At 72.8% G+C, this 22,157-nt stretch carries 19 protein-coding genes and 1 pseudogene; 8 read left to right on the forward strand and 12 right to left on the reverse strand.

Features of this window, described 5'->3' with window-relative positions; genetic code table 11:
• Window positions 1–123 precede the first annotated feature (123 nt).
• Window positions 124–2,085, forward strand: coding sequence for a penicillin-binding transpeptidase domain-containing protein (locus OG767_RS26395; protein ID WP_405090957.1), 1,962 nt, complete (start codon window positions 124–126; stop codon window positions 2,083–2,085).
• Between the two features lie 25 nt (window positions 2,086–2,110).
• On the opposite strand, the gene OG767_RS26400 is transcribed toward OG767_RS26395, so the two are convergent.
• The 4 genes and pseudogenes from OG767_RS26400 to OG767_RS26415 all read right to left on the reverse strand — a co-directional run bounded on the left by OG767_RS26400 (window position 2,111) and on the right by OG767_RS26415 (window position 6,462).
• The gene (locus OG767_RS26400; protein WP_405090958.1) at window positions 2,111–3,328 is read right to left on the reverse strand and encodes an arginase family protein; all 1,218 of its coding nucleotides are present in this window, start codon (window positions 3,326–3,328) and stop codon (window positions 2,111–2,113) included.
• 65 nt (window positions 3,329–3,393) lie between these two features.
• Window positions 3,394–4,311, reverse strand: a complete 918-nt coding sequence (locus OG767_RS26405; RefSeq protein WP_405090959.1) for a tetratricopeptide repeat protein — start codon at window positions 4,309–4,311, stop codon at window positions 3,394–3,396.
• A 135-nt stretch (window positions 4,312–4,446) separates the two neighbouring features.
• Window positions 4,447–6,135, reverse strand: coding sequence for a methylmalonyl-CoA mutase (locus OG767_RS26410; RefSeq protein ID WP_405090960.1), 1,689 nt, complete (start codon window positions 6,133–6,135; stop codon window positions 4,447–4,449).
• Window positions 6,136–6,197: 62 nt separating this feature from the next.
• Window positions 6,198–6,462 (reverse strand): annotated as a pseudogene (locus OG767_RS26415) (hypothetical protein).
• 256 nt (window positions 6,463–6,718) lie between these two features.
• Here OG767_RS26415 and OG767_RS26420 point away from each other — a divergent pair.
• On the forward strand, window positions 6,719–7,135 hold the full coding sequence (locus tag OG767_RS26420; RefSeq protein WP_405090961.1) for a GntR family transcriptional regulator: 417 nt from the start codon (window positions 6,719–6,721) through the stop codon (window positions 7,133–7,135).
• A gap of 391 nt (window positions 7,136–7,526) precedes the next feature.
• Here OG767_RS26420 and OG767_RS26425 read toward each other — a convergent pair whose 3' ends face one another.
• Window positions 7,527–7,940, reverse strand: a complete 414-nt coding sequence (locus OG767_RS26425; protein ID WP_405090962.1) for an Asp23/Gls24 family envelope stress response protein — start codon at window positions 7,938–7,940, stop codon at window positions 7,527–7,529.
• 108 nt (window positions 7,941–8,048) lie between these two features.
• Here OG767_RS26425 and OG767_RS26430 point away from each other — a divergent pair, with 108 nt between their 5' ends.
• On the forward strand, window positions 8,049–8,735 hold the full coding sequence (locus OG767_RS26430) for a DUF433 domain-containing protein (protein ID WP_405090963.1): 687 nt from the start codon (window positions 8,049–8,051) through the stop codon (window positions 8,733–8,735).
• Window positions 8,736–8,794: 59 nt separating this feature from the next.
• Window positions 8,795–9,130 carry a hypothetical protein gene (locus OG767_RS26435; protein ID WP_405094319.1) on the forward strand — a complete coding sequence of 112 codons (336 nt, stop codon included), beginning with the start codon at window positions 8,795–8,797 and terminating at the stop codon, window positions 9,128–9,130.
• On the opposite strand, the gene meaB is transcribed toward OG767_RS26435, so the two are convergent.
• Both meaB and OG767_RS26445 read right to left on the reverse strand, forming a co-directional pair.
• The gene (gene meaB / locus OG767_RS26440) at window positions 9,111–10,103 is read right to left on the reverse strand and encodes a methylmalonyl Co-A mutase-associated GTPase MeaB (RefSeq protein WP_405090964.1); all 993 of its coding nucleotides are present in this window, start codon (window positions 10,101–10,103) and stop codon (window positions 9,111–9,113) included. The two genes, OG767_RS26435 and meaB, sit on opposite strands and share 20 nt — an antisense overlap.
• Window positions 10,100–11,299: an acetyl-CoA C-acetyltransferase gene (locus OG767_RS26445; protein WP_405090965.1), complete on the reverse strand. Its 1,200-nt coding sequence runs from the start codon at window positions 11,297–11,299 to the stop codon at window positions 10,100–10,102. Before OG767_RS26445 ends, meaB begins: the two co-directional genes overlap by 4 nt.
• A gap of 60 nt (window positions 11,300–11,359) precedes the next feature.
• On the opposite strand from OG767_RS26445, the gene mce reads away from it, so the two are divergent.
• From mce to OG767_RS26465, 4 genes are all read left to right on the forward strand, one after another.
• Window positions 11,360–11,824 carry a methylmalonyl-CoA epimerase gene (gene mce, locus OG767_RS26450; RefSeq protein ID WP_107157028.1) on the forward strand — a complete coding sequence of 155 codons (465 nt, stop codon included), beginning with the start codon at window positions 11,360–11,362 and terminating at the stop codon, window positions 11,822–11,824.
• A 296-nt stretch (window positions 11,825–12,120) separates the two neighbouring features.
• Window positions 12,121–13,476 (forward strand): crotonyl-CoA carboxylase/reductase, encoded by a 1,356-nt coding sequence (ccrA, locus tag OG767_RS26455; protein WP_357303415.1) that lies wholly within the window; start codon window positions 12,121–12,123, stop codon window positions 13,474–13,476.
• 275 nt (window positions 13,477–13,751) lie between these two features.
• Window positions 13,752–15,008: a DivIVA domain-containing protein gene (locus OG767_RS26460; RefSeq protein WP_405090966.1), complete on the forward strand. Its 1,257-nt coding sequence runs from the start codon at window positions 13,752–13,754 to the stop codon at window positions 15,006–15,008.
• 171 nt (window positions 15,009–15,179) lie between these two features.
• The gene (locus OG767_RS26465; RefSeq protein ID WP_405090967.1) at window positions 15,180–17,213 is read left to right on the forward strand and encodes a hypothetical protein; all 2,034 of its coding nucleotides are present in this window, start codon (window positions 15,180–15,182) and stop codon (window positions 17,211–17,213) included.
• 166 nt (window positions 17,214–17,379) lie between these two features.
• Here OG767_RS26465 and OG767_RS26470 read toward each other — a convergent pair whose 3' ends face one another.
• The 5 genes from OG767_RS26470 to OG767_RS26490 all read right to left on the reverse strand — a co-directional run bounded on the left by OG767_RS26470 (window position 17,380) and on the right by OG767_RS26490 (window position 22,046).
• Window positions 17,380–18,189, reverse strand: a complete 810-nt coding sequence (locus OG767_RS26470; protein WP_405090968.1) for an alpha/beta hydrolase — start codon at window positions 18,187–18,189, stop codon at window positions 17,380–17,382.
• A 66-nt stretch (window positions 18,190–18,255) separates the two neighbouring features.
• On the reverse strand, window positions 18,256–18,588 hold the full coding sequence (locus tag OG767_RS26475) for a hypothetical protein (RefSeq protein ID WP_107157023.1): 333 nt from the start codon (window positions 18,586–18,588) through the stop codon (window positions 18,256–18,258).
• Between the two features lie 80 nt (window positions 18,589–18,668).
• Window positions 18,669–19,724 carry a hypothetical protein gene (locus tag OG767_RS26480; RefSeq protein WP_405090969.1) on the reverse strand — a complete coding sequence of 352 codons (1,056 nt, stop codon included), beginning with the start codon at window positions 19,722–19,724 and terminating at the stop codon, window positions 18,669–18,671.
• The gene (locus OG767_RS26485) at window positions 19,721–20,215 is read right to left on the reverse strand and encodes a SigE family RNA polymerase sigma factor (RefSeq protein WP_405090970.1); all 495 of its coding nucleotides are present in this window, start codon (window positions 20,213–20,215) and stop codon (window positions 19,721–19,723) included. The genes OG767_RS26480 and OG767_RS26485 overlap by 4 nt, the downstream gene beginning before the upstream one ends.
• 40 nt (window positions 20,216–20,255) lie before the next feature.
• Entirely contained in the window at window positions 20,256–22,046 is a 1,791-nt protein-coding gene (locus OG767_RS26490) for a 3-hydroxyacyl-CoA dehydrogenase family protein (protein ID WP_405090971.1), read from the reverse strand.
• Between the last annotated feature and the right edge of the window lie 111 nt (window positions 22,047–22,157).

A 22,157-nucleotide genomic window follows, 5' to 3' on the forward strand; every position in this document is an offset into this window, starting at 1 on the left:
GCTGGCGATGTTCATCACACTGCCACATGCCACTTCTGAACCCGCCGCGGGCGGTGGCGGGGCGGTGGGGAGCCGCGTGGCGTACTAGCGTGCAGGTCAGCTTCACACCGGAGGGACCGCTTCATGCCCCTGTCGTACCCCGTCCACCCCCGTCGCCAATCCCGCCGCCGGCCGATCGCGGCGCTGGTCGCCGCGCTGCTGGCCGCCGGCGCGGTGACCGGGTGCTCCGGCGAGGACGGGCCGGGGAGCACCGTCGACGCCTTCCTGAGCGGCTGGCGCTCGGGTGACCTGCAACCGGTCGGCTTCCTCGCGCCGACCGGCGCGCGGGTGCCGGCGGCCGAGGTGACCAAGCAGTTGAAGGCGCTCTCCGGTGACCTGGCCGCGACGCCGCCGACGCTGGAACGCACCGGCGAGGTCACCACCGCCGGCGACATCGCCACCGCCCGGGTCCGGCTGACCTGGGCGCTGCCGGGCGGCGCCCGCTGGGCGTACGAGAACCCGGTGCGCCTCAAGGGCAGCGGCGACCAGTGGCAGGTGATCTGGGAGCCGGCCGTGGTGCACGAGAAGCTGACCGAGGGCGACCACCTCGCCTTGCGCCGGGAGCCCGCGGAGCGGGCCGCGGTGCTGGACGCCGCCGGCAAGCCCGTCGTGGCGCCCCGTCCGGTGGTCCGGGTCCAGGTCGCGCCCGGCGAGGTGAAGGACGTGCCCGGCCTGGTGCGCAAGCTCGACGCCGCGTTCAAGGCGGTCCGGCCCGCGCTCAGCCCGCCGGTCGACCTCAGCGACCTGCCGAGGCGGCTCAAGGAGGCCGACCGGGACGCGCTCGTCGAGGTGGTGACGCTGCGCGACGAGGCGTACCGGCAGGTCAAGTCCCGCATCTACGACCTGCCCGGCACCCGGTTCCCCACCGACCAGCTCATGCTGGCCCCGACCCGGGAGTTCGCCCGGGCGCTGCTCGGCTCCGTCGACCAGGCCCAGGCCGACGATCTCCAGGCCCACCCCGACCGGTACGCCCGCGGCGACCTGGTCGGCCACGGCGGCCTCCAGGGCCGGTACGACGAGCGGCTGCGTGGCGTGCCCGGCGTGACCGTGATCACCGAGCGGCCCGCCGCCGAGGGCGCCACCGAGCCCACCGGCACCGAGGTGTTCCGCAGCGACCCGAAGCCCGGCCAGCCGGTGCGGACCACGCTGGACGTGGCCACCCAGAACGCCGCCGACGCCGCGCTGCGGGGCCAGACCCGCCGCTCCGCGCTGGTCGCGGTGCGGATCAGCGACGGCGCGGTGCTGGCCACCGCGAACGGCCCCGGCGCGGCCGGCGAGAACCTCGCGTTCACCGCCCAGGTGCCGCCCGGCTCCACGTTCAAGATGGTCAGCGCGCTGGGCCTGCTCGACCGCGGCGCGGTGACCCCGCAGACCACGGTGAACTGCCCGAAGACCGCCGAGGTCGACGGGCGCATCTTCAAGAACTCGGACAACTTCGCGCTCGGCGCGGTGCCGTTCGCCACCGACTTCGCGAAGTCCTGCAACACCGCCTTCACCGCGCTGGCCCCGCAGCTCGGCCCGGACGGGCTCGCCCAGGCCGGCCGCACGCTCGGGCTGGAGGCCGGGTGGGACCTGGGCGCGGACGTGTTCACCGGCAAGATCTCCGCGAACGGGGAGCGCACCGAGCAGGCCGCCGCCGCGATCGGCCAGGGCACCACGCTGGTCAGCCCGCTGGCGATGGCCGGCGCCACCGCGGCCGTGGCGCGGGGCCGCTTCGAGCAGCCCAAGCTGCTGCTCGACCCGGCGCCGGGCAAGCCCGCCCCGGCCGGGCCGGCGCTCAAACCGGAGTCGGTGGCCGCGCTGAAGACCCTGATGCGCGGCGTGGTCACCGCCGGCACCGCCACCGCCCTGGCCAAGGTGCCCGGCGAGCCGGTGCACGGCAAGACCGGCACCGCGGAGTACGACAACAACCCGGCGCACACGCACGCCTGGTTCGTGGGCTGGCAGGGCGACGTGGCCTTCGCCGTCTTCGTCGAGCAGGGCGGCTCCAGCACGGCCAGCGCGGTGCCGATCGCCGAGCGGTTCCTGCGCGGCCTGGCCCGCTGACCGGGTTCGCTCGGTCCGGCGTCGCTCAGGCGGGTTCCCCGGTGGCCGGCGCCTCCCCGACCGGTCTGCCGTCCATCCCGGGCACCGCGACGCGGCGGAGCAGCCCGGGGCCGACGGCCGGCCCGGAGTCCTTCTCGCCCGGCTCCGGCAGCCACGCCGCCGTGTCGTCGGCACCGTCGTCCCCGTCCGCGACAGCCGGCGGGCCGATCGGGTCCGTCGCGACGGCGGGTACGGGCACCGTCGTCGCCGGGCGCGGCACCCGGCCGTCACCCGCCCGGGGTGTCGGGGCCGCCGGGCCGGCCGGCAGCAGCCGGGGCGGCACCGCGTCCGGGGCGACGACCGGGGCGAGCCCGGCCACCACCGTGTTCACGATCTCCGCCGCGTACGCCCCGTCCGGGTCGTAGTCGGGGTCGAAGACGGTCAACTCGACGCCGAGGCAGTGCGGCGTGTCCACCAGCCCGGCGAGCAGGATCTCCAGCTCGGCGAAGGCGATGCCGCCCGGGTCGGGCGCGTCGACGGCGGGCATCACGGCCGGGTCGAGCACGTCCACGTCGATGTGCACCCAGTAGCCGGCACAGTCGACGAGCTGCTCGTGCGCCCACTGGGCGGTGCGGGCCGCGCCCTCGGCGCGCAGCGCCGGCACCGGTCGGGTGGTGATGCCGGCGGCCTGGAGGTCGAGGCGGTACTCGTCCTGCGCGCGGATGCCGAGCACCACCACGTCGATGTCCCGGAAGTAGGGGCGTCGCCCCTCGATGGCGGCCAGGTCGGGCTGCCCACGCCCGGTGACCAGGGCGAGGTCCTCCCCCGCCGCCGCGCCGACGTAGGAGGCGTTGCCGGGGTGCCGGAAGTCGGAGTGGCCGTCCACGAAGACCAGCCCGATCCGCCCGCCGACCGCCTCGCCGAGCCGGTGCATGGCCAGCGCCGAGCCGAGCAGCACCGAGCAGTCCCCGCCGAGCACCAGCGGGAACTCGCCCCGGTCGATGATCGCGCCGATCCGGTCGGCCAGCGCCACCGAGTAGGTCGAGATCTCCGGCGCGTGGCAGACGCCGTCGCCGGGCCGCCAGTCGCCCGGGTCGTACCGGGGCGGGGTGAGACAGCCGGCGTCGCGGGCCCGCAGCCGGGCGAGCAGCCCGTGGTCGCGCAGCGCGCCGGGCGCCTTGCCGCAGCCGGGCACGGAGCTGACCGTCGGCGGGCGCAGCCCGAGGTTTGTCGGCGCGTCGAGGACGGCGATCCGGCGCATCATGAGCTCCCGTCCTCGATGGTCGGGCGGGCCGGCGGCGCGCCGGCCCGCGCGGGCGTGCGACGAATTCAGAACAAGGCGCTGGCCAGGGCGCGTCGGGCGGAAGCCACGGCGGGGTCGTCCGGGCCGGCGATGGTGAACAGGCCGATCAGGTGCTGGCGGACCCGGTCCCGCTCCTCACCGGCGGTGCGGCGAACCAGGCCGACCAGTCGCTGGTAGGCCTGGTCGGCCAGGCCGCTGAGCACCTCGATGTCGGCGGCCAGCAGTTGGGCGTCCACGTCGTCGGGGGCCGCCGCGGCGGCGTCGAGCGCCCCCTGCGGGTCCGCTCCGGCCACCCGGCGGGCCAGCCCGACCTGCGCCAGGCCCGCCTCCGCCGCCGCGTCCGTCGGGGACTCGGCCAGGATCTTCCGGTACGCCGCCTCGGCGGCGTCGAGGTCACCGCTCATCAGCGCGTCGTCGGCGGCGTCGAGCCGCGGGTCCTCCGGCTCGGCCGCCTCGACGCCGGCGGCCTTGAGCACGGCCTGGATCCACTGCCGTAGCTGCGCCTCGGGCACCACGCCCGGGAAGGCGTCGACCGGCCGCCCGCCGACGATGGCGTAGGTGGTCGGCAACGTCTGGAGTTGGAACATCTGCGCGAGCCGGGGCTGCTGCTGCACGTCGACCCGGGCCAGGAGCCACGCGCCGGCGCCCTCGGCGGCCAGCCGCTCCAGCACCGGTGCGAACTGGTCGCTCTCCGGGTACCCGGCGGCGCCGAAGAAGACCACGACCGGTGTGGCGAGCGAGCGTTCGAGCACCTCGGACTGGATGTTCGCCTCGGTCACGTCGATCACGGCGGCCGAGCCGGCGGGGCTGCCCGGCAGCCCGGCGGGCGGGCCGCCCTGGGACGGTGTGGCGGGAGAGGTGTCGGCCGGTGCGGGGGTGCGCAGCGCGCTGAGGTCGACCGCGCCGCGGGTGAAGATCGACGAGGTGATCCGTGGGTCGCTCATGGTTGTCTAGTCTCGCACGTACCGCACGGAACTCCGCTCACCCGCAACGGCGACGTTGCGACTCTCACCCCTGCTCAGAGTGCGCAAGAAGGGCCTTCCTGACAGACGCCGCGTCAGGAAGGCCCTTCCTCTCGCCTAGAAGCGGGCGGGCTCGCGGTAGACGCCCCACTCGCCGCGCAACGCGTCGCAGATCTCGCCCAGGGTGGCCTCGGCGCGGACCGCGTCCAGCATCGCCGGGATCATGTTCCCGCCGGTCCGGCTGACCTCCACCATCCGGCGTACGGCGGCGGTGACCGCGGCGTCGTCACGGGCCGACTTGCGCTCGGCCAGCACCCGACGCTGCTCCAGCTCCACCTCGTGCGAGATGCGGAGGATCTCCAGCTCCTTGGCGACCGTGCCGGTGTGGCAGTTGACGCCGACGATCTTCTTGTCGCCCTTCTCCAGCGCCTGCTGGTAGACGAACGCCGACTCGGCGATGTGCCCGGTGAACCAGCCGTCCTCGATGCCACGCAGGATGCCGGAGGTCATCGGCCCGATCTGGTGCGGCCCGTCGCCGCCGAGCTGCCGGATCCGGGCGAAGATCTCCTCCGCCTCGGCCTCGATCCGGTCGGTGAGCGCCTCGACGTACCAGGCGCCGCCGAGCGGGTCGGCCACGTTTGTCACGCCGATCTCCTCCATCAGCACCTGCTGCGTCCGCAGGGCGATCTCGGCCGACTCGTCGGTGGGCAGGGCCAGCGTCTCGTCCAGCGCGTTGGTGTGCAGCGAGTTGGTGCCGCCGAGCACCGCCGCCAGCGCCTCCACCGCGGTGCGTACCACGTTGTTGACCGGCTGCTGGGCGGTCAGCGACACCCCGGCGGTCTGCGTGTGGAACCGCAGCCACATCGCCTTCTCGCTGGTCGCGCCGTACACGTCGCGCAGCCAGCGGGCCCAGATCCGGCGGGCGGCGCGGAACTTGGCGATCTCCTCGAAGAAGTCCAGGTGGGAGTCGAAGAAGAAGCTCAGCCCGGGGGCGAACACGTTGACGTCCAGCCCGCGCGACAGGCCCAGCTCGACGTAGCCGAACCCGTCGGCCAGCGTGTACGCCAGCTCCTGCGCGGCGGTCGAGCCGGCCTCGCGGATGTGGTAGCCGGAGACCGAGAGCGGCTTGTAGCGGGGGATCTCCGCCGCGCAGTATTCCATCAGGTCGCCGATCAGGCGCAGGTGCGGCTCGGGGTCGAAGAGCCACTCCTTCTGCGCGATGTACTCCTTGAAGATGTCCGTCTGGAGCGTGCCGTCCAGCGTGGACACATCGGCGCCCTGGCGCTCCGCGGCGACCAGGTACATGCAGAACACCGGCACGGCCGGCCCGGAGATGGTCATCGAGGTGGTGACGCCGGCCAGGTCGATGCCGTCGAAGAGCACCTCCATGTCGGCGGCCGAGTCGATCGCGACGCCGCAGTGGCCGACCTCGCCGAGCGACTGCGGGTCGTCCGAGTCGCGGCCCATCAGCGTCGGCATGTCGAACGCGACGGAGAGCCCGCCACCGCCCGCGCCGAGGATCATCTTGTAGCGCTCGTTGGTCTGCTGGGCGTTGCCGAAGCCGGCGAACTGCCGGATGGTCCAGGCCCGTCCGCGGTAGCCGGTCGGGTGCAACCCCCGGGTGTACGGGAACTCGCCCGGCCAGCCGATCCGCTCGAAGCCCGGGTAGGCGGTCCCCTCCGGCGGGCCGTACACCGGGTCGACCGGCAGGCCGGAGAGCGTGGTGAAGTCCGCGTCGCGCTTGCGGGCGGCGTCGTAGCGGGCCTGCCAGCGGGCCCGGCCGGCGGCGATCTCGTCAGCGTCCATGCGCGGAGCTCCTCCTCGAGTCCTCGTGAAGACCGAGTGTAGAACGAATGCCTGAACGATCGCTAAGGACCGGCGTACCGGCCGGTAACCCGGGAGCAGGGTCCGTCGTGGTCGGCGCGGAGCAAGACAGCGCCGGCCGCCGACCATCCGCAGGTCGCAGAAGACCCGATGGCGTACGCCCTGCTCGCCCTCGGCCGACACGGTGGTCTCACCGGGGTCGGCCGAGGTGAGCACGCCCGACCAGCGGGCCACCACCCGGGCGAGGCGCACCGCGCCGGCCAGGTCACCGGCCACCACGGTCAGGTGGATGACGAACCGTTCCCGCATCGCGCTCGCCTCTCGCGTCGGAGCACTGGAAGGGCGGATCCACCCGTCCGCCCCGCACGGGCGGACCCGCCCGCCCTGCCGCCGCAGCGTCATTCCGCAGTACGGCACCAGAGCAACTCAGCCGGCACCGCCTCGACTGAGGAACTCTCCCCATCGCCCGACCCGGACCGTGAGACGAAGTTACACTAATTGCCATATGGCCACAACCCCCTACGGCCAGAACCTGAGATACCCACGGGGGCACAAGGCTGACGGCATGGCTATCGATCCGCGCTCGCACACGCCGGTCTATGTGCAGCTCGCTGACCTGCTGCGACAGCAGATCGAGTCGGGTGAACTAGCGCCCGGATCGACGCTGGCCAGCGAGGCGCGGCTATCGCAGGAATACGGCATCGGCCGCGACGCGGTGCGCATGGCGATCGCGCTGCTGCGATCGGAGGGTCTGGTCGACACCCGGCGCGGCCACGGCACCCGGGTGCGGGAAGCGCCTCGGCGACGGCAGGTCGAACTCGATCCGGGCGGTTCGGTCGTCGCCCGGATGCCGACCGGCAACGAGCGCCGGACGTTGCAGCTCGACGAGGGCGTACCGGTGCTGGAGGTCCACGGCCCGACGGGCGCCGTGGAGCTGCTCGCGGGCGACGAGGTCGAGCTGATCCGCCCACCGGACGCCTGACCGGGCCGGCCGGCTCCGACGTCGTCCGGAGCCGCGAGCCCGGCAATGGTCATCGTCGGGCTGGGCGCCGCCGAGCCGAGGGCGGAGACCGTTCAGACCCCGCCGCCTCGCTCCCGGCGCGTCACTCGGGCCACCAGCGGGCCGATGCACCCACGCCGTTCCACCCGCGACCCGGGTGGGGCGTCACTGGAACGCCATGGGTGTCTGCGGCGCCCTGACGCACCCATGGCGTTCCACTGACGGTCCAGATGGGCCGCGGGTGGAACGTCATGGGTGTCTTGGGTCGCTCGGGGATGACGGTGGGCAGACGGTCCGGGCGACCACTTCTGCCATCACGTTTGCCGGCGACGCGAGCCCACTCACCGGCCCGGGCGTCGCTCGGCGCGCAGCATCAGCCGAGCGGCGTGCCCGGCCCGCCGATCGCCACGTCGTCCACCCGGATGTTGATCTCGTCGACCCGCAGCCCGTACGCCTCGACCGCGGACGTGACCGCGGCCCGCACACCGTCGGTGACCTGCGGCACCGGGTGACCACCGTCGATCACGATGACCAGGTTGACCACGGCCGCGCCGTCGGTGACATGGGCCGAGCAGCCGCGTCGGGCGTCGCCGACCTGGTCCAGGCCGACCCGGTCCAGCACGGCGTTGAAGAACCGGGCCACGTCGCCGCCCAGTTCGGCCACGCCGGGCACGGACTTCGCGGCGGCCACCGCGATCTTCTCCACCACCTCGTCGGCGACGTGCGTCGTCCCGCCCGCCGTTGCGGCCGGCGTGATCGACAGCTCCTGCGTAGCCTCGTGCTCCACGCTTTCCCCCACCCTCGCTCCAACCGACCCCGGGAGCGTACAAGCCGGGTGACGCGCCAAGCCATCTTGTTGCCGTCGACGGGGGCGTTCCGATGCCACAATGCCAGCATGAGCAGCGTTCTGGATCGGGAGATGTACTCCGAGGCGGAGGCGGCCCGGCTGCTTCGGGTCCGCCAGTCGACGCTGCACTACTGGCTGGAAGGTGGGCAGGCGCGCGGCAAGAGCTACAAACCGATCCTTCGCGACAAACCGCGTGGCAGCCGGACGGTGACCTGGGCCGAGTTCGTGGAAGCCGGCTTCCTCCGCGAATACCGCCAGAAACACAAGGTGCCCATGGCGGAGCTACGCAAGTTCATCGAACTCCTGCGTCAGGAGTTCGATGTTCCCTACCCGCTCGCCGACCGCCGCCCCTTCGTAGTCTCTGGGAGGCGACTCGCCTACGACGCCCAGACCGCAGCCGGTCTCGGCGTCGACTTCTGGATGGTGACCGTCGCGGACGACCAGCTCATGCTCACGACACCAGCCGACTCCTTCAGCCAGCGCGTCGACTGGGTCGACGACACGGCAGTGGGTTACCGGCCGGACGCCAATCTGGAGTCCCCGGTGCGCGTCAAGCCCGACGTACGGTTCGGCAAGCCGTCGATCAACGGGGTAAGCACCGAAGTGATCAGCGAGCAGCACGACGCGGGCGAGGACCGTGACGCCATCAGCGAGATGTACGCGCTGACGCGTGCGGATGTCGACTGGGCGCTGGCATATGAATTCTCCGTCCGCGCAGCCAACCACGCGGCGTGACGCGTACCAAACAGGCGGGGGTCCGCTTCTACTTCGACGCGGACATCCGCGGCCTGGGCATGCTGCTGTCCCGCATCCGATCGGACGTGACCTACCCCGGTGACCCCGGCGGCGAGGTGCACAGGCGGTTCCGGCCGCCTTGTGTCGTCACCGATGTGGCCACCCCTGACGACGTCTGGATCCCACAGGTCACCGAGCAGGGATTCCTGATCGTCACACGCGACCGTCACATCCGGACCCGTCCGCGCGAGATCGCCGCGGTACGTGGATACGGCGCCCGAATGGTCGCGCTGACCGCAGCCGGCCAGGCCCGTTCATCTACACCGCGACGCGAACCACCTTCGAGCCAGTCCCACTCTGATCGAGAAACCCCGGTCAGGTCGCTAGTTGGGTGAGGAGGTCGTCGGCGGCGGCGTAGGGGTCCAGGGCGCCCTGGGCCACCTTGGCGGCGAGCGCCGGGAGTTGCGTACCGTCGCGCAGTGAGCCGATCTTGGCGCGGAGGGCACCGAGCGCGATCGCCTCGATCTCGGCGGCGGCCCGCGCCTCCCGGCGACGGCGTAGCTCGTCGTGGCGCTCCAGCCAGTCGCGGTGCTTGTCGATCGCGGCGGCGATGTCGTCGATGCCCTCGGCGCGGGCGGCGATCGCGCGCACCACCTGCGGACGCCACTCCCCCGGCCCACGCTCGCCCAGCGCGATCATGCCCTGGATGTCGCGGACCGTGGCGTCCGCGCCGTCCCGGTCGGCCTTGTTCACCACGAACACGTCGGCGATCTCCAGGATGCCGGCCTTGACCGCCTGGATCGCGTCACCCATGCCCGGCGCGAGCAGCACCAGGGTGGTGTCGGCAAGCGAGGCCACCTCCACCTCGGCCTGCCCCACCCCGACGGTCTCCACCAGCACCACGTCGCAGCCGGCGCCCTCCAGCACGCGCACCGCCTGGGGCGTCGCGGCGGAGAGCCCGCCGAGATGGCCCCGGCTGGACATGGAACGGATGTAGACGCCGGGATCGGTGGCGTGGTCCTGCATCCGGACCCGGTCGCCGAGGATCGCCCCGCCGGTGAACGGGCTGGACGGGTCGATGGCCAGCACGCCGACCCGGTGACCGCGCGCCCGCAGCGCGCGTACCAGCTCGTTCGTGGTGGTCGACTTGCCCACGCCCGGCGAACCGGTCAGCCCGACCACCTGGGCGTGCCCGGCGTACGGCGCGAGGGCCGCCGCGACCTGCGGCAGCACCTCGTCGCCGGACTCGACCAGGGTGATCAGCCGGGCCACCGCACGGGCGTCGCCCGCACGGGCCCGCTCGACCAGCAGGGGTACGTCGCGGCTGCGGCGCACCGGACCGGTGGCCGGGTTGGTCACGTCACTCACGCGTGCGACTCGCCGCCCGTCGGCACGTGGATGATCAGCGCGTCGCCCTGGCCGCCACCGCCGCAGAGCGCCGCCGCGCCGGTGCCGCCACCGCGCCGCTTCAGCTCCAGCGCCAGCGTGAGCACCAGCCGGGCGCCGGACATGCCGATCGGGTGGCCCAGCGCGATCGCGCCGCCGTTGACGTTGACCTTGTCCGCGCTGATCCCGAGGTCACGGGTGGACTGGATGCCGACCGCGGCGAACGCCTCGTTGATCTCGATGAGGTCGAGGTCGTCCAGGCTCAGGCCGCCCTTGCGCAGCGCGTGGTTGATGGCGTTGGACGGCTGCGAGTGCAGGGAGTTGTCCGGCCCGGCCACGTTGCCGTGCGCGCCGATCTCGGCCAGCCAGGTGAGGCCCAGCTCGGTGGCCTTGGCCTTGCTCATCACGACCACCGCGGCGGCGCCGTCGGAGATCGGCGAGGAGCTGCCGGCGGTGATGGTGCCGTCCTTGGCGAAGGCGGGACGCAGCCGGCCCAGCGACTCGGCGGTGGTGTCCGGCCGGATGCCCTCGTCCTCGCTGACCACCAGCGGGTCGCCCTTGCGCTGCGGAATGATCACCGGGGTGATCTCCTCGGCGAAGTGGCCGTTCTTCTGGGCGGCGGCGGCGCGCTGGTGGCTGGCGGCGGCGAAGGCGTCCTGCTCCTGGCGGGTGATGCCGTGCTTCGCGCCGTGCCGCTCGGTGGACTCGCCCATCGAGCAGCAGTCCCAGGCGTCGGTGAGACCGTCGAGCGCCATGTGGTCCTTGACCGTGACGTCGCCGTACTTGTAGCCGGAGCGCTGCCCGAGCAGCAGGTGCGGGGCGTTGGTCATCGACTCCATGCCACCGGCCACCACGATGTCGAACTCGCCGGCCCGGATGAGCTGGTCGGCCAGCGCGATGGCGTCCAGCCCGGAGAGGCACACCTTGTTGATGGTCAGCGCCGGGGTGGACATCGGGATCCCGGCCTCGACGGCGGCCTGGCGGGCCGGGATCTGCCCGGCGCCGGCCTGGAGCACCTGCCCCATGATCACGTACTGCACCTGGTCCGGTGCCACGCCGGCGCGCTCCAGCGCGGCCTTGATCGCGATGCCACCGAGTGCGGTCGCGGGGAGGTCCTTGAGGTTGCCCAGCAGGCGCCCCATCGGGGTTCGCGCGCCGCTGACGATCACCGAAGCCATGCCTGCCTCCGAGGGGTGCCGACCTGTACGCCTTAACGATTGTTCGGTCAGACTAGCGCCATGGCTGAGAACTCCCCCGTCGAGCCCGCTGCCGAGTTTGTCACAGACATCGGCCTGCGCCGCATCGACCACGTCGGGATCGCGGTCGCGGACCTGGACGCCGCGATCGACTTCTACCAGCGCACCTTCGGGATGCGCTGCGTGCACACCGAGACCAACGACGAGCAGGGCGTACGCGAGGCGATGCTGGCGGTCGGGCCGGACGCCTCCGGCGGCATGGTGCAGTTGCTCGCCCCGCTCTCCCCGGACACCACCATCGGCAAGTTCCTGGACAAGCGCGGGCCGGGCATCCAGCAGGTCGCGTACACGGTGGCGGACATCGACGTGGCCTGCGCGGCGCTGCGCGAGCGCGGCGTCCGGCTGCTGTACGAGGCGCCCCGGCGCGGCACGTCGGACTCCCGGGTGAACTTCGTGCACCCGAAGGACGCCGGCGGCGTGCTGATCGAACTGGTCCAACCCGCCTGAGGTGTAAGGAGGGGCCCCTTGTTAACAGACGTCTGTTAACAAGGGGCCCTTCCTAACAAGTGGGAACACGCGCGGCCATGCGCGGTTGCGCGTTCCCACGGACATCTCCACGCATCGGCCGATGCAGTTTTTCACACAGCCCTTCCGACCCAAGCTACCGTTCAGTAACGTCCCGGCCCACAGGAGCGCGACCGGTGCCGGATGTGTCGATTGCCGACATGGCGGTCCCGTCGCACCGGCGCCGACGATGGCAGCACCCCTGCCCCGGTGCGGGTGCTGACGAACGGGAGGTCACCGTGCAGGACATCCTTGAAGCGATCATGGCGACGGAGGGCTCGGCGCGGCCGGAACGGGACCTCGCCGGCCTGGCCGGCCTGCCGGTGCCGGAGAGCTACCGGGGCGTGGTGGTGCGGGCCGAGGACACCCGGATGTTCGAGGGCATGGCCACCCGGGACAAGGACCCGCGCAAGGCGCTGCACGTCCAGGAAGTGCCCACCCCCGAGCTGGGGCCGGGCGAGGCGCTGGTCGCGGTCATGGCCAGCGCGATCAACTACAACACGGTGTGGACCAGCATCTTCGAGCCGCTGCCCACGTTCAAGTTCCTCCAGCGTTACGGCCGGCTCTCCGAGCTGACCCGCCGCCACGACCTGCCGTACCACGTGGTCGGCTCGGACGCGGCCGGCGTGGTGCTGCGGACCGGCCCCGGCGTGACCCGGTGGAAGACCGGCGACGAGGTGGTCGCGCACTGCCTGTCGGTCGAGCTGGAGGACGCCGCCGGCCACGACGACACCATGCTCGACCCGCAGCAGCGGATCTGGGGCTTCGAGACCAACTTCGGCGGCCTGGCCGAGCTGTGCGTGGTCAAGGCCAACCAGCTCATGCCGAAGCCGCGCCACCTGAGCTGGGAGGAGGCGGCCAGCCCCGGGCTGGTCAACTCCACCGCGTACCGGCAGCTCGTCTCGCACCACGGCGCGAACATGAAGCAGGGCGACGTGGTGCTGATCTGGGGCGCCTCCGGCGGCCTGGGCGGCTACGCGACCCAGATGGCGCTGGGCGGCGGCGCGATCCCGGTCTGCGTGGTCTCCTCGCCGGAGAAGGCCGAGCTGTGCCGGCGGATGGGCGCCGAGCTGGTCATCGACCGCACCGCCGAGGGCTTCCGGTTCTGGTCCGACGAGCACACGCAGGACCAGGACGAGTGGCGGCGCTTCGGCGAGCGGATCCGCGAGCTGACCGGCGGCGAGGACCCGGACATCGTCTTCGAGCACCCGGGCCGGGAGACGTTCGGCGCCAGCGTCTACGTCGCCAAGAAGGGCGGCACGATCGTCACCTGCGCCTCCACCAGCGGGTTCCTGCACCAGTACGACAATCGCTACCTGTGGATGCACCTCAAGCGCATCGTCGGCAGCCACTTCGCCAACTACCACGAGGCGTGGCAGGCCAACCGGCTCGTCGCGCTCGGCAAGGTGCATCCGACGGTGTCGAGGACGTACCCGCTGGAGCAGACCGGTCAGGCCGCGTACGAGGTGCACCGCAACGCGCACCAGGGCAAGGTCGGCGTGCGCTGCCTGGCGCCCACCGACGGGCTCGGCGTCCGGGACACCGAGCTGCGCTCCCGGCACGAAAGCGCGATCAACCGGTTCCGCGGGCACTGACCGTACGGCGTCGACGGATTGCCTTTCCGGCGGAGCGGGACGCCATTCGACTGTCGCCCGGACAGTCATGAAGACAGTCGTGAACACAAAGGGCCGCGGGCACCCGTCCGCGGCCCTTTCCCGCCGACCGTCCGGCGCCGCCGTCCGGCCCGGGACCTGCCAAGATCGCCGATTGGTCCGGTCCCCCGGCCGGCAGAAGTTGACCATGTAAAGAGGACGCGAAAGCTGCCGACCACTCTTGCGAACCACCCTGGGGGGTCTGCGAGTATGTCCCAATGCCCCAGCAGCAGTCCTCCCCTCTTGCGTTCTTCGATAACGCGAACTCACAGCCCGATTTCACTGTTGGCCTGCGCGGATACAACACCAACCAGGTCGACGACTTCATCGGCCGGCTGAGCGCCGCACTGAGCCAGTCCGAGCAGGCCCGCGCCGAGGCCGAGCAGCGGATGAACGACGCCCAGCGTCGGCTCCGGCAGGCCGAGCAGCGCCAGGGTGCGCTCGAGCAGAAGCTCACCGAGACCAACAAGCAGCTCGAGGAGAACAGCCGGCCGACCCTCTCCGGCCTGGGCACCCGCGTCGAGCAGATCCTGCGGCTGGCCGAGGAGCAGGCCAACGACCACCGCAACGAGGCCAAGCGCGAGTCGGAGGGCATCCTCTCCGCCGCCCGGCTGGAGGCGCGGGAGATCACCGACAAGGCCCGCGCCGAGGCGGCCGCCATGAAGGCCACCGCCGAGCGGGAGGCCGGCACCGTCCGCACCGCCGCCGAGCGGGAGGCCGCCGAGGTCCGCGTGCAGGCCCGCCGGGAGGCGGACACGCTGCGCTCCGACGCCGACCGGGAGACCAAGCAGCTGCGTACGGTCACCGCGCACGAGGTGGCCGAGCTGAAGTCGACGGTCGAGCGGGAGGTCGCCACGCTGCGCGCCACCGCCGAGCGGGAGATCACCCAGCAGCGGGCCAAGGCCGCCCGGGAGGCCGAGGAGAAGCGGGCCGAGGCGACCAAGCTGCTCACCGACGCGCGCGACAAGCGCGACAAGGACCTCCAGGCCCTGGAGCTCCAGCTCGCCGAGCGGCGCGAGAAGTCCGAGCGCGAGGAGTCGGCGCGGCACGCCGCCCAGGTCACGCAGACCCAGAAGATGGTCAACGAGGCCGAGCAGCGGGCCCGGGCCGCCCAGGAGCGGGCCAAGGAGATCGAGCAGCGGGCCGAGTCGCGCCGGGTCGAGTCCGAGCGCACCGCCAACGACACGGTCGACAAGGCCAAGGCGCTGGCCGACAAGACGCTCAACGAGGCGCGGGCCGAGGCGCAGCGGGTGCTCAACGAGGCGCGCACCGAGGCGGAGCTGACCACGCAGGCGGCCCGCCGCGAGGTCGAGGACCTGACCCGCCAGAAGGACGCGGTCACCTCCCAGCTCGGGCAGATGCTCTCCGGCCTGGCCGGCATCGTGCCGGGCGTGCCGGCGGGCGGCAACAAGGCAGCCGAGACGCCGAAGGCCGACACCTCCGGGCAGAAGGTCACGGCCGAGTCGGCCGGCTGAGTCACCACCCGCTGACGGGGCATGAGCCGCGGCGCGGGGTGACACCGGGTAACCGGTGCCGCCCCGCGCCGTCATGCTTTCCCCGGCCCGTTTCGCCACGAGGGTGAAGTAGGTCCCAGAAGGGGCGTCCGTATCGCCCCCGCGGAGGCGGAGGCGTGTGAGGATGGGGGCATGTCGCACGGCGAGGAACTGTTCGCGCTCGGCGGGGACGTGACCACGGAGCCCAGCTTCGAGTCCGCGCTGCGGGGATACGAGAAACGACAGGTCGACCGCTACGTCGCCCGCGCGGAACACGAGATCGCGGCGCTGACCACCGAGCGGGAACAGGCGTACACCCAGATCCACAAGCTCGCCGGCCAGGTCGAGGTGCTCCAGCGCGATCTCGCCCAGGTGCGCAAGCAGGTCGGTGTGGTGGACCGCGCCTCGTTCCGGCACCTCGGTCCCCGGGTCGAGCAGATCCTCACCATGGCCGAGGAGCAGGCCGACGACATCCTCGCCGCCGCCAACGAGGAGATCGAGGCCCGTCGGGCCGCCGCCGAGCACATCGTCGAGGAAGCCCGGGAGCAGGCCGCGCAGGCGCTCAAGGACTTCGAGATCGCGCTCGCCGCCCGCCGCGCCGAGGAGGAGCGGCACACCGCGACCCGCAAGGCCGAGGCGGAGGCGACGCTGAAGGCCGCCAGGGACGAGTCCGCCAAGCTGCGTACGGCCGCCCAGGACGAGGCCGAGAAGCTGCGCCGGACCGCCCAGGACGCGCTGGCCAAGGCGCAGCAGGAGGCCAACCAGCTACGGGACACCGCCAAGGAGATCCACGCCCGGGCCCAGCAGGAGGCGGCCCGGCTGCGCGAGGCGGCCAAGGAGGTGCTGGCCAAGGCGCAGCAGGAGGCCAACCAGCTCCGCGAGGCGGCCAAGGAGGTGCACGTCAAGGGCCAGCAGGAGGCCAAGCGGCTGACCGACGCCGCCGCCGAGGCGGGCCGGGCCACCCACGCCAAGGCGCTCGCCGAGGCCAAGAAGATCGTCGACGACGCGGAGGAGGCCGCCAAGGCCACCCGCGGCCGGGCCCGCACCGAGGCCAGCCGGCTCACCACCGAGGCCACCGAGGCCGGTAAGCGCAACCGCGCCGAGGTCGAGGCGTACGTGCAGCGGATGCGCACCGAGACCGAGGCGTACGTGCAGCAGTCCCGCGCGCAGACCCAGCAGGAGCTGGGCGCGTGGCGGGCCGGGGTGGAGAAGGAGGTCGCCGGCCAGCGGGAGAAGGCGGAGAAGGAGCTGGCCCAGCGCCGCGCCGCCGCCGAGCAGGAGTTCGCCAAGCGCCGCGACGAGCTCGACAAGCAGCACACCAGCCGGCACGAGGAACTGGAGCAGGCGTACGCTGCCCGCCGCGACGAGATCGAGCGCAACGCCGCGAGCATCCGGCAGGCCGCCGAGGAAGACGCGCTCACCATGCGGCAGCAGGCCGAGCTGGAGGCCGCGGAGCTGCTGCGCCGGGCCGAGGCGGACGCCACCGAGCAGCGCCGCCGGGCCGACGAGCACGTGGCGGCCTCGCGTCGCCAGTTCGAGGAGTACGCGGCCACCACCCAGCAGCACCTGGCCACCACCCAGCAGCACCTCGCCGCCACCCAGCAGGAGGTGGCCGCCGGCCGGCAGCAGCTCGCCCACGTGATGCTGGAGATCGCCACGGCGCAGCAGGAGCTGGCCGACCTGCGCACCGCGACGTGGAAGTCCCGGCAGGAGTCCGACGACCTGGAGCGCCGGCTCACCGAGCTGCGTCGGGACGCCGACTCGGCCGGCATCTCGGCCACCCCGGTCGACCCGGCGGAGCTGGCCACCGCCGCCACCGGCGGCCGGCCGGCCGGGGACGGCGTACCCGCGGGAGGCAGCACCCCGGTGGGTCGTGGCTCGGCGAAGGGCACCGCCACGGTGACGGCCAACGGCGCCGGGCCGGAGCGGGGCGGGAACCGGTCGGCCGGCGAGCCGGCGGAGGCCGGCACGGCGAAGCCGATCGCGGAACCGGTGACCACGATGGACTCGGCCGCCGGCGCGGGTGTCGACGGGGAGCCCACCGTGGCCGCCGTGCCGGGCGAGGGTGGCCGGGGCGCCACCCCCACGAAGATCACCAGCACCGGCGAGAACGGCAAGCGCCCGACCAAGCCCACCACCGACGAGCGCAGCGCCAAGCCCAGCGCCGTCACCGTCGACAAGGACTGACCCTCCCCGGGAGCGCCGACCGACCCCGTCGATCATGAAGTTGACGGCGCGGGGAGCGCTCTCCGGGGCGGTCAACTTCATGATCGGCCGTCAGGTCCGTGAGGGGGTCGACCGTCGACGCCCGGCGTTAGGTGGTGCTGTGGGATGCCAGGACGCGCGGTGAGCGCTACTCGGCGCTTCGCTGGGCCGGGCCGGGGACCGGGGTGTCGGCGAACGCGGCCACCGTCCGGTCCGCGTACGCGCTGACGTCGCCGGTCTCCATCGGGCCGTCCCAACTCGTCGGCAGCGGCACCGGCACGCCCGGGGCGACGCGCCGGACGATCTCGTCGAGCGCCTTCTCCGCGTCGCCGACCCAGAGGTGCTTGGCGCCGTCCACGCCGACCACCTCGGCCTGCGGCACGGCGGCGAACCGCTGCCGGGCCTCGTCCGGGCGCAGGTAGTCGTCGAACTCCGGCACCAGGGCGGTCAGCGGCCGGCCCGACTCGGCCCAGACCGCGAGATCCTCCGGGGCGGAGAAGCGCAGCGGCGGGGAGAGCAGGATCGCGCCGGCGACAGCCGGGTCGCAGCCGTACTTCAGCGCCAGGTCGGTGCCGAACGACCAGCCGACCAACCAGATGTTCGGCAGCTCGTGGAACTCGGCGTACTCGATCGCGGCGGCCACGTCGAACCGCTCGCTGACGGCGTTGTCGAACGCCCCCTCGCTGGTGCCTCGGACGCTGCTGGTGCCCCGGGTGTTGAACCGCAGCACGGCCAGGTCGGCCAGCGCGGGCAGCCGCCAGGCGGCCTTGCGCAACACGTGGCTGTCCATCATCCCGCCGTGGGTGGGCAACGGGTGCAGGCACACCAACGTGCCGACCGGCTCGCGGTCCACCGGCCGGGCCAGCTCGCCGACGAGCGTCAGCCCGTCGGCGGTGTGCAGCTCGATGTCCTCCCGGCGGCCGGGCAGGATCGACGACGCGCGAATCGGAGTGCTCACCGTGCCAGTGTCCCGCGCCGCCGGCCCCGCCGCCCGCCGGGGCGGGAACCGGGTGATCCAGATCGCTCAGCCGTGCCGGGGGGCGCCCCGGCCGCGCTGGAGGTTGGGGGCGCGCCGGTCCCGGGCCCGCCAGCAGCCGCTGTGCCAGTGCCGGCGGTCGGTCAGGTCACCCCGGTCGTCGGCCGGCCAGGCCACCAGGTGCGCCACGCCCGGACGGATCTCCTGGTCACACCCGGGGCAACGGTACGTCTTGGCGGACGCGCCGCCGCTGATCCCCCGCACCTGCCAGTCGCCGTCGCGCCACTGCTGCACGGTCGGCACGCCGTGGCGGGCTCGTTCGGCGTCCAGACCGGTGGTCTCGTCCCGGCGGGGCCGATTGCGACGGGGGCTCACGGTCACCAAGCGTACGGCCCGCATCCGGGCGATCCTGCTACGGCCCTGCCCATCCCGGGGCGGCTCCGTACCAGGATCTCGCACGGTCAGGGCCACGTCGTCAGGTCGGACGGGTCCTTTGCCAGTCGCGCGTCGGCAAGCAGCATCCCCGCCTCCGCCTCGGTGAATCCGGGCGCCGCCGCCCCGACGGTGGCCTTCAGCTCCACCTTCGGGACGCCGACCAGGTCGAGCGTCCATCCACCGGGCACCACGTACGCCGGCCGGCCGGCGTACGACCGGTTGGCCTTGGTGCTGGTGCCGGCGCCCACCGCGTAGCGATACCAGACGGTCATCGTCGCGCCGTTCCGCTTCACCGAGAACTGGGCGGTGACCAACTTCGGGTACGAGGAGACGTCGGCGCGGCACGAGTCGACCATCGATCCCTCCGGAAGCGCGTCGATCCGTACCGGCGCGGCGCACCGGCGTGCCTCGTCCCACCGGAGGGCGTTCACCGCTCGGGCCAGCGCCGGGAGGTCACCGCTGCTGGTGGCCGCGCGGGCGAAGACTCCCGGTGCGGGCTGCCAGGACTGGATCCAGGCGACGGGCGTGCGACCGTCCGTGCCGACCCTGGACCAGCGCCCACCGTCGAACCTGAGCCGTTCCCGGCTCACCTGCGCCGAGAACCCCTCGATCTCGCGGATATCGAGTTCCTGCCGGGAACGCGCCACCTGCACCGTGACCGGCGGCCCGTGCCCGGTGTCCACCTGGACCGACTCGACCTGGCCGAGGACCTCCCAGTTCAGGTAACGGACCTGGGTCGGGTCGACGCCGAAGTGCAGCACCCGCGGATCGGTGCCGACCCGGGCCGGGTCGGTGGCCGCCCCCGGCACCCCGTCGGCCGGCGGCGGCACCGGCGGCGGGGGCGTCGCCGGCGTCGTGGCCGCCCAGGGCAGGCGCTCGGCCAGCCCGCCCACGTCCGCCCGCACCACCCCGACGAGACCGAGCACGCCGACCAGGGTGAGCGCGGTGCCGGCGGTGATCCGGCGGCGGGCCTGCCGGCGCCGGCCGAGCGTGCGGGAACCGCGCAGCAGGCGGTCGGTGTCGACGTCCCCGTCGGCGCGCTCCCGCAGCGCCGACGCGATCCGCTGGTCGAGGTCGGTCACGGCCGGCTCCCCTTGGTCGTCGGGACGCCGCAGCGCTCCCGGAGGTGGGCGAGCGCCCGCATCGCGTGGGTGCGGACGGTGACCGGGGAGCAGTCGAGGATCTGGGCGATCGTCGCGTCGTCCAGGTCCTCGTAGTAGCGCAGCACGAGCACGGCGCGCTGGCGGTCGGGCAGGGCGCGGATCAGCCGCCACATCTCGTCCCGGTCGGCCGCCTCGCCGTCGAGGTCGCCCCGCTCGGGCCGCTCGGCGAACGTGTTCATCGCCAGCTCGCGGTTGGACCGCCGCCGCCACCAGGAGTGGTTGGCGTTGACCAGCATCCGGCGTACGTACACGTCGGGCCGGTCGACGCGGGCGATCCGCCGCCAGTGCACGTACGCGCGGGCCAGCACGTCCTGGGTCAGGTCCTCGGCGCGGTGCGCGTCGCCGGTCAGCAGCCGGGCCAGGCGTAACAGGGCCGGGCCCCGGCTGCCGACGTACTCCTCGAAGGTCACACCCTCATGACGCCGTCACCGGCGCGGGCCGTTGACCCGGTCAGCGGTTGGTGTGGTCGCGGAATCCGCGCCCGCTCTTGCGGCCCAGGTAGCCGGCGGTGACCAGGTGCTCCAGCAGCGGCGCCGGCGCGAAGCCGGGCTCGCGCAGTTCCAGGTACAGCTCCCGCTGGATGGCCAGCGAGACGTCCAGGCCGACCACGTCGAGCAGCTCGAACGGGCCCATCGGGTACCCGCAGCCGAGCTTCATCGCATGGTCGATGTCGTCGGCGGTGGAGTAGCTGGCCTCCAGCATCTTCACCGCGTCGTTCAGGTACGGGAAGAGCAGCGCGTTGACGATGAAACCGGACCGGTCGCCGCAGACCACGCCGGTCTTGCCGAGCGTGGCGCAGACCGCGCGGGCGGTGGCGGACGTCTCGGCGGAGGTGCGGATGGTCCGCACGATCTCCACCAGCGGCATGATCGGCGCCGGGTTGAAGAAGTGCAGGCCGATCACGTCGGCCGGGCGCTGGGTGGCCATCGCCACGTCGATCACCGGCAGCGACGAGGTGGTGGTGGCGAGCACCACGCCCGGCTTGCAGATCTCGTCCAGGCTGGCGAACAGCGCCTTCTTGACGCTCAGCTCCTCGACCACGGCCTCGACCACCAGGTCGACGTCGGCGAGGTGCTCCAGCGTGGCGGACCAGGTGATCCGGCCCAGCGCGGCGTCCCGGTCGGTCTCGGCGAGCTTGCCCCGGACGACACCCTTGTTGAGCGAGGTCTTGACCGCCTCGCAGACCTTGGCGGACTTCTCCGCGCCCCGGGTCACCGAGATGACCTCGTAGCCGGCCTTGGCGAAGACCTCGATGATGCCGGTGGCCATGGTCCCGGAGCCGACCACGCCGACCTTCGCGACCACGCGCGCGCCGTCGGCGAGCGCGGCCTCCGCGGGCACCGGCGTGTGCTCGTCGGGTACGACCTTGGGCGAGCCCGGCCGCTCGTAGGTGTAGAAGCCGCGGCCGGACTTCCGGCCGAGCAGCCCGGCGGTGACCATCTGCTTGAGCAGCGGGGCCGGGGCGTGCCGGCGGTCCCGGCCGCCGCGCCGGTACATCGTGTCCAGGATCTCGTACGCGGTGTCCAGGCCGATCAGGTCCATCAGCGCCAGCGGGCCCATCGGCAGGCCGCAGCCGAGCTTCATGGCCGCGTCGATGTCCTCGCGGGTGGCGTAGCGCGCCTCGAACATGCCGACAGCGTGGTTCAGGTAGCCGAAGAGCAGCGCGTTCGCGATGAAGCCGGCCCGGTCGCTGATCGTCACGTCGACCTTGCCGAGGCGGGCGCAGAGCGCCTCCACGTCGGCCACCACCTCGGCGGAGGTGACCACCGTGCGAACCACCTCGACCAGCTTCATCACCGGGGCGGGGTTGAAGAAGTGGATGCCGATGACCTGGTTCGGCCGGGTGGTGGCGACCGAGATCTCGGTGACGCTCAGCGACGAGGTGTTGGTGGCCAGGATGGCGTCGGGCTTGCAGACCCGGTCCAGCTCGGCGAAGATCCGCTGCTTGAGGTCCAGGTGCTCGGGCACCGCCTCGATCACCAGGTCCACGTCGTGCAACGCGCCCAGCCCGACCCGGAAGTCCACCCGCGCCAGCAGCGCGTCCCGGTCGGCCTCGGCGAGCTTGCCCTTGGCCACCGCGCGGTCGGTGGAACCGGTGAGCGTGACCCGGCCGCGTTCCAGCGCGGCGTCGGAGATCTCCACCGCGGTCACGTCGACGCCGTTGCGGGCGAACACCTCGACGATGCCGGCACCCATGGTGCCCAGACCCACCACGCCCACCCGGGTGAACTCGCGCGCCACGACCGGCCTCCCTCGGTTGCCTCCGCCGTTGCCGACATGAACGGCCGCTAAGGTTATGCGCCGGAGTCTGCCACGTGACGCTGTGTTGTCGAGACGCGGTGGGATATTTCA

Origin of the sequence: Micromonospora sp. NBC_01392 (assembly GCF_045040125.1) — a bacterium.
Lineage (GTDB): Bacteria > Actinomycetota > Actinomycetes > Mycobacteriales > Micromonosporaceae > Micromonospora.

What these genes read in the sequence shown, in the direction of transcription:
- OG767_RS26460 (WP_405090966.1), top strand. Translation starts at nt 13,752, where the DNA reads ATGCCCCAGCAGCAGTCCTCCCCTCTTGCGTTCTTCGATAACGCGAAC.
- OG767_RS26410 (WP_405090960.1), bottom strand. Translation starts at nt 6,135, where the DNA reads ATGGACGCTGACGAGATCGCCGCCGGCCGGGCCCGCTGGCAGGCCCGC.
- OG767_RS26430 (WP_405090963.1), top strand. Translation starts at nt 8,049, where the DNA reads ATGAGCAGCGTTCTGGATCGGGAGATGTACTCCGAGGCGGAGGCGGCC.
- OG767_RS26400 (WP_405090958.1), bottom strand. Translation starts at nt 3,328, where the DNA reads ATGATGCGCCGGATCGCCGTCCTCGACGCGCCGACAAACCTCGGGCTG.
- mce (WP_107157028.1), top strand. Translation starts at nt 11,360, where the DNA reads ATGGCTGAGAACTCCCCCGTCGAGCCCGCTGCCGAGTTTGTCACAGAC.
- OG767_RS26435 (WP_405094319.1), top strand. Translation starts at nt 8,795, where the DNA reads ATGCTGCTGTCCCGCATCCGATCGGACGTGACCTACCCCGGTGACCCC.
- OG767_RS26405 (WP_405090959.1), bottom strand. Translation starts at nt 4,311, where the DNA reads ATGAGCGACCCACGGATCACCTCGTCGATCTTCACCCGCGGCGCGGTC.
- OG767_RS26420 (WP_405090961.1), top strand. Translation starts at nt 6,719, where the DNA reads ATGGCTATCGATCCGCGCTCGCACACGCCGGTCTATGTGCAGCTCGCT.
- OG767_RS26395 (WP_405090957.1), top strand. Translation starts at nt 124, where the DNA reads ATGCCCCTGTCGTACCCCGTCCACCCCCGTCGCCAATCCCGCCGCCGG.
- OG767_RS26465 (WP_405090967.1), top strand. Translation starts at nt 15,180, where the DNA reads ATGTCGCACGGCGAGGAACTGTTCGCGCTCGGCGGGGACGTGACCACG.
- OG767_RS26445 (WP_405090965.1), bottom strand. Translation starts at nt 11,299, where the DNA reads ATGGCTTCGGTGATCGTCAGCGGCGCGCGAACCCCGATGGGGCGCCTG.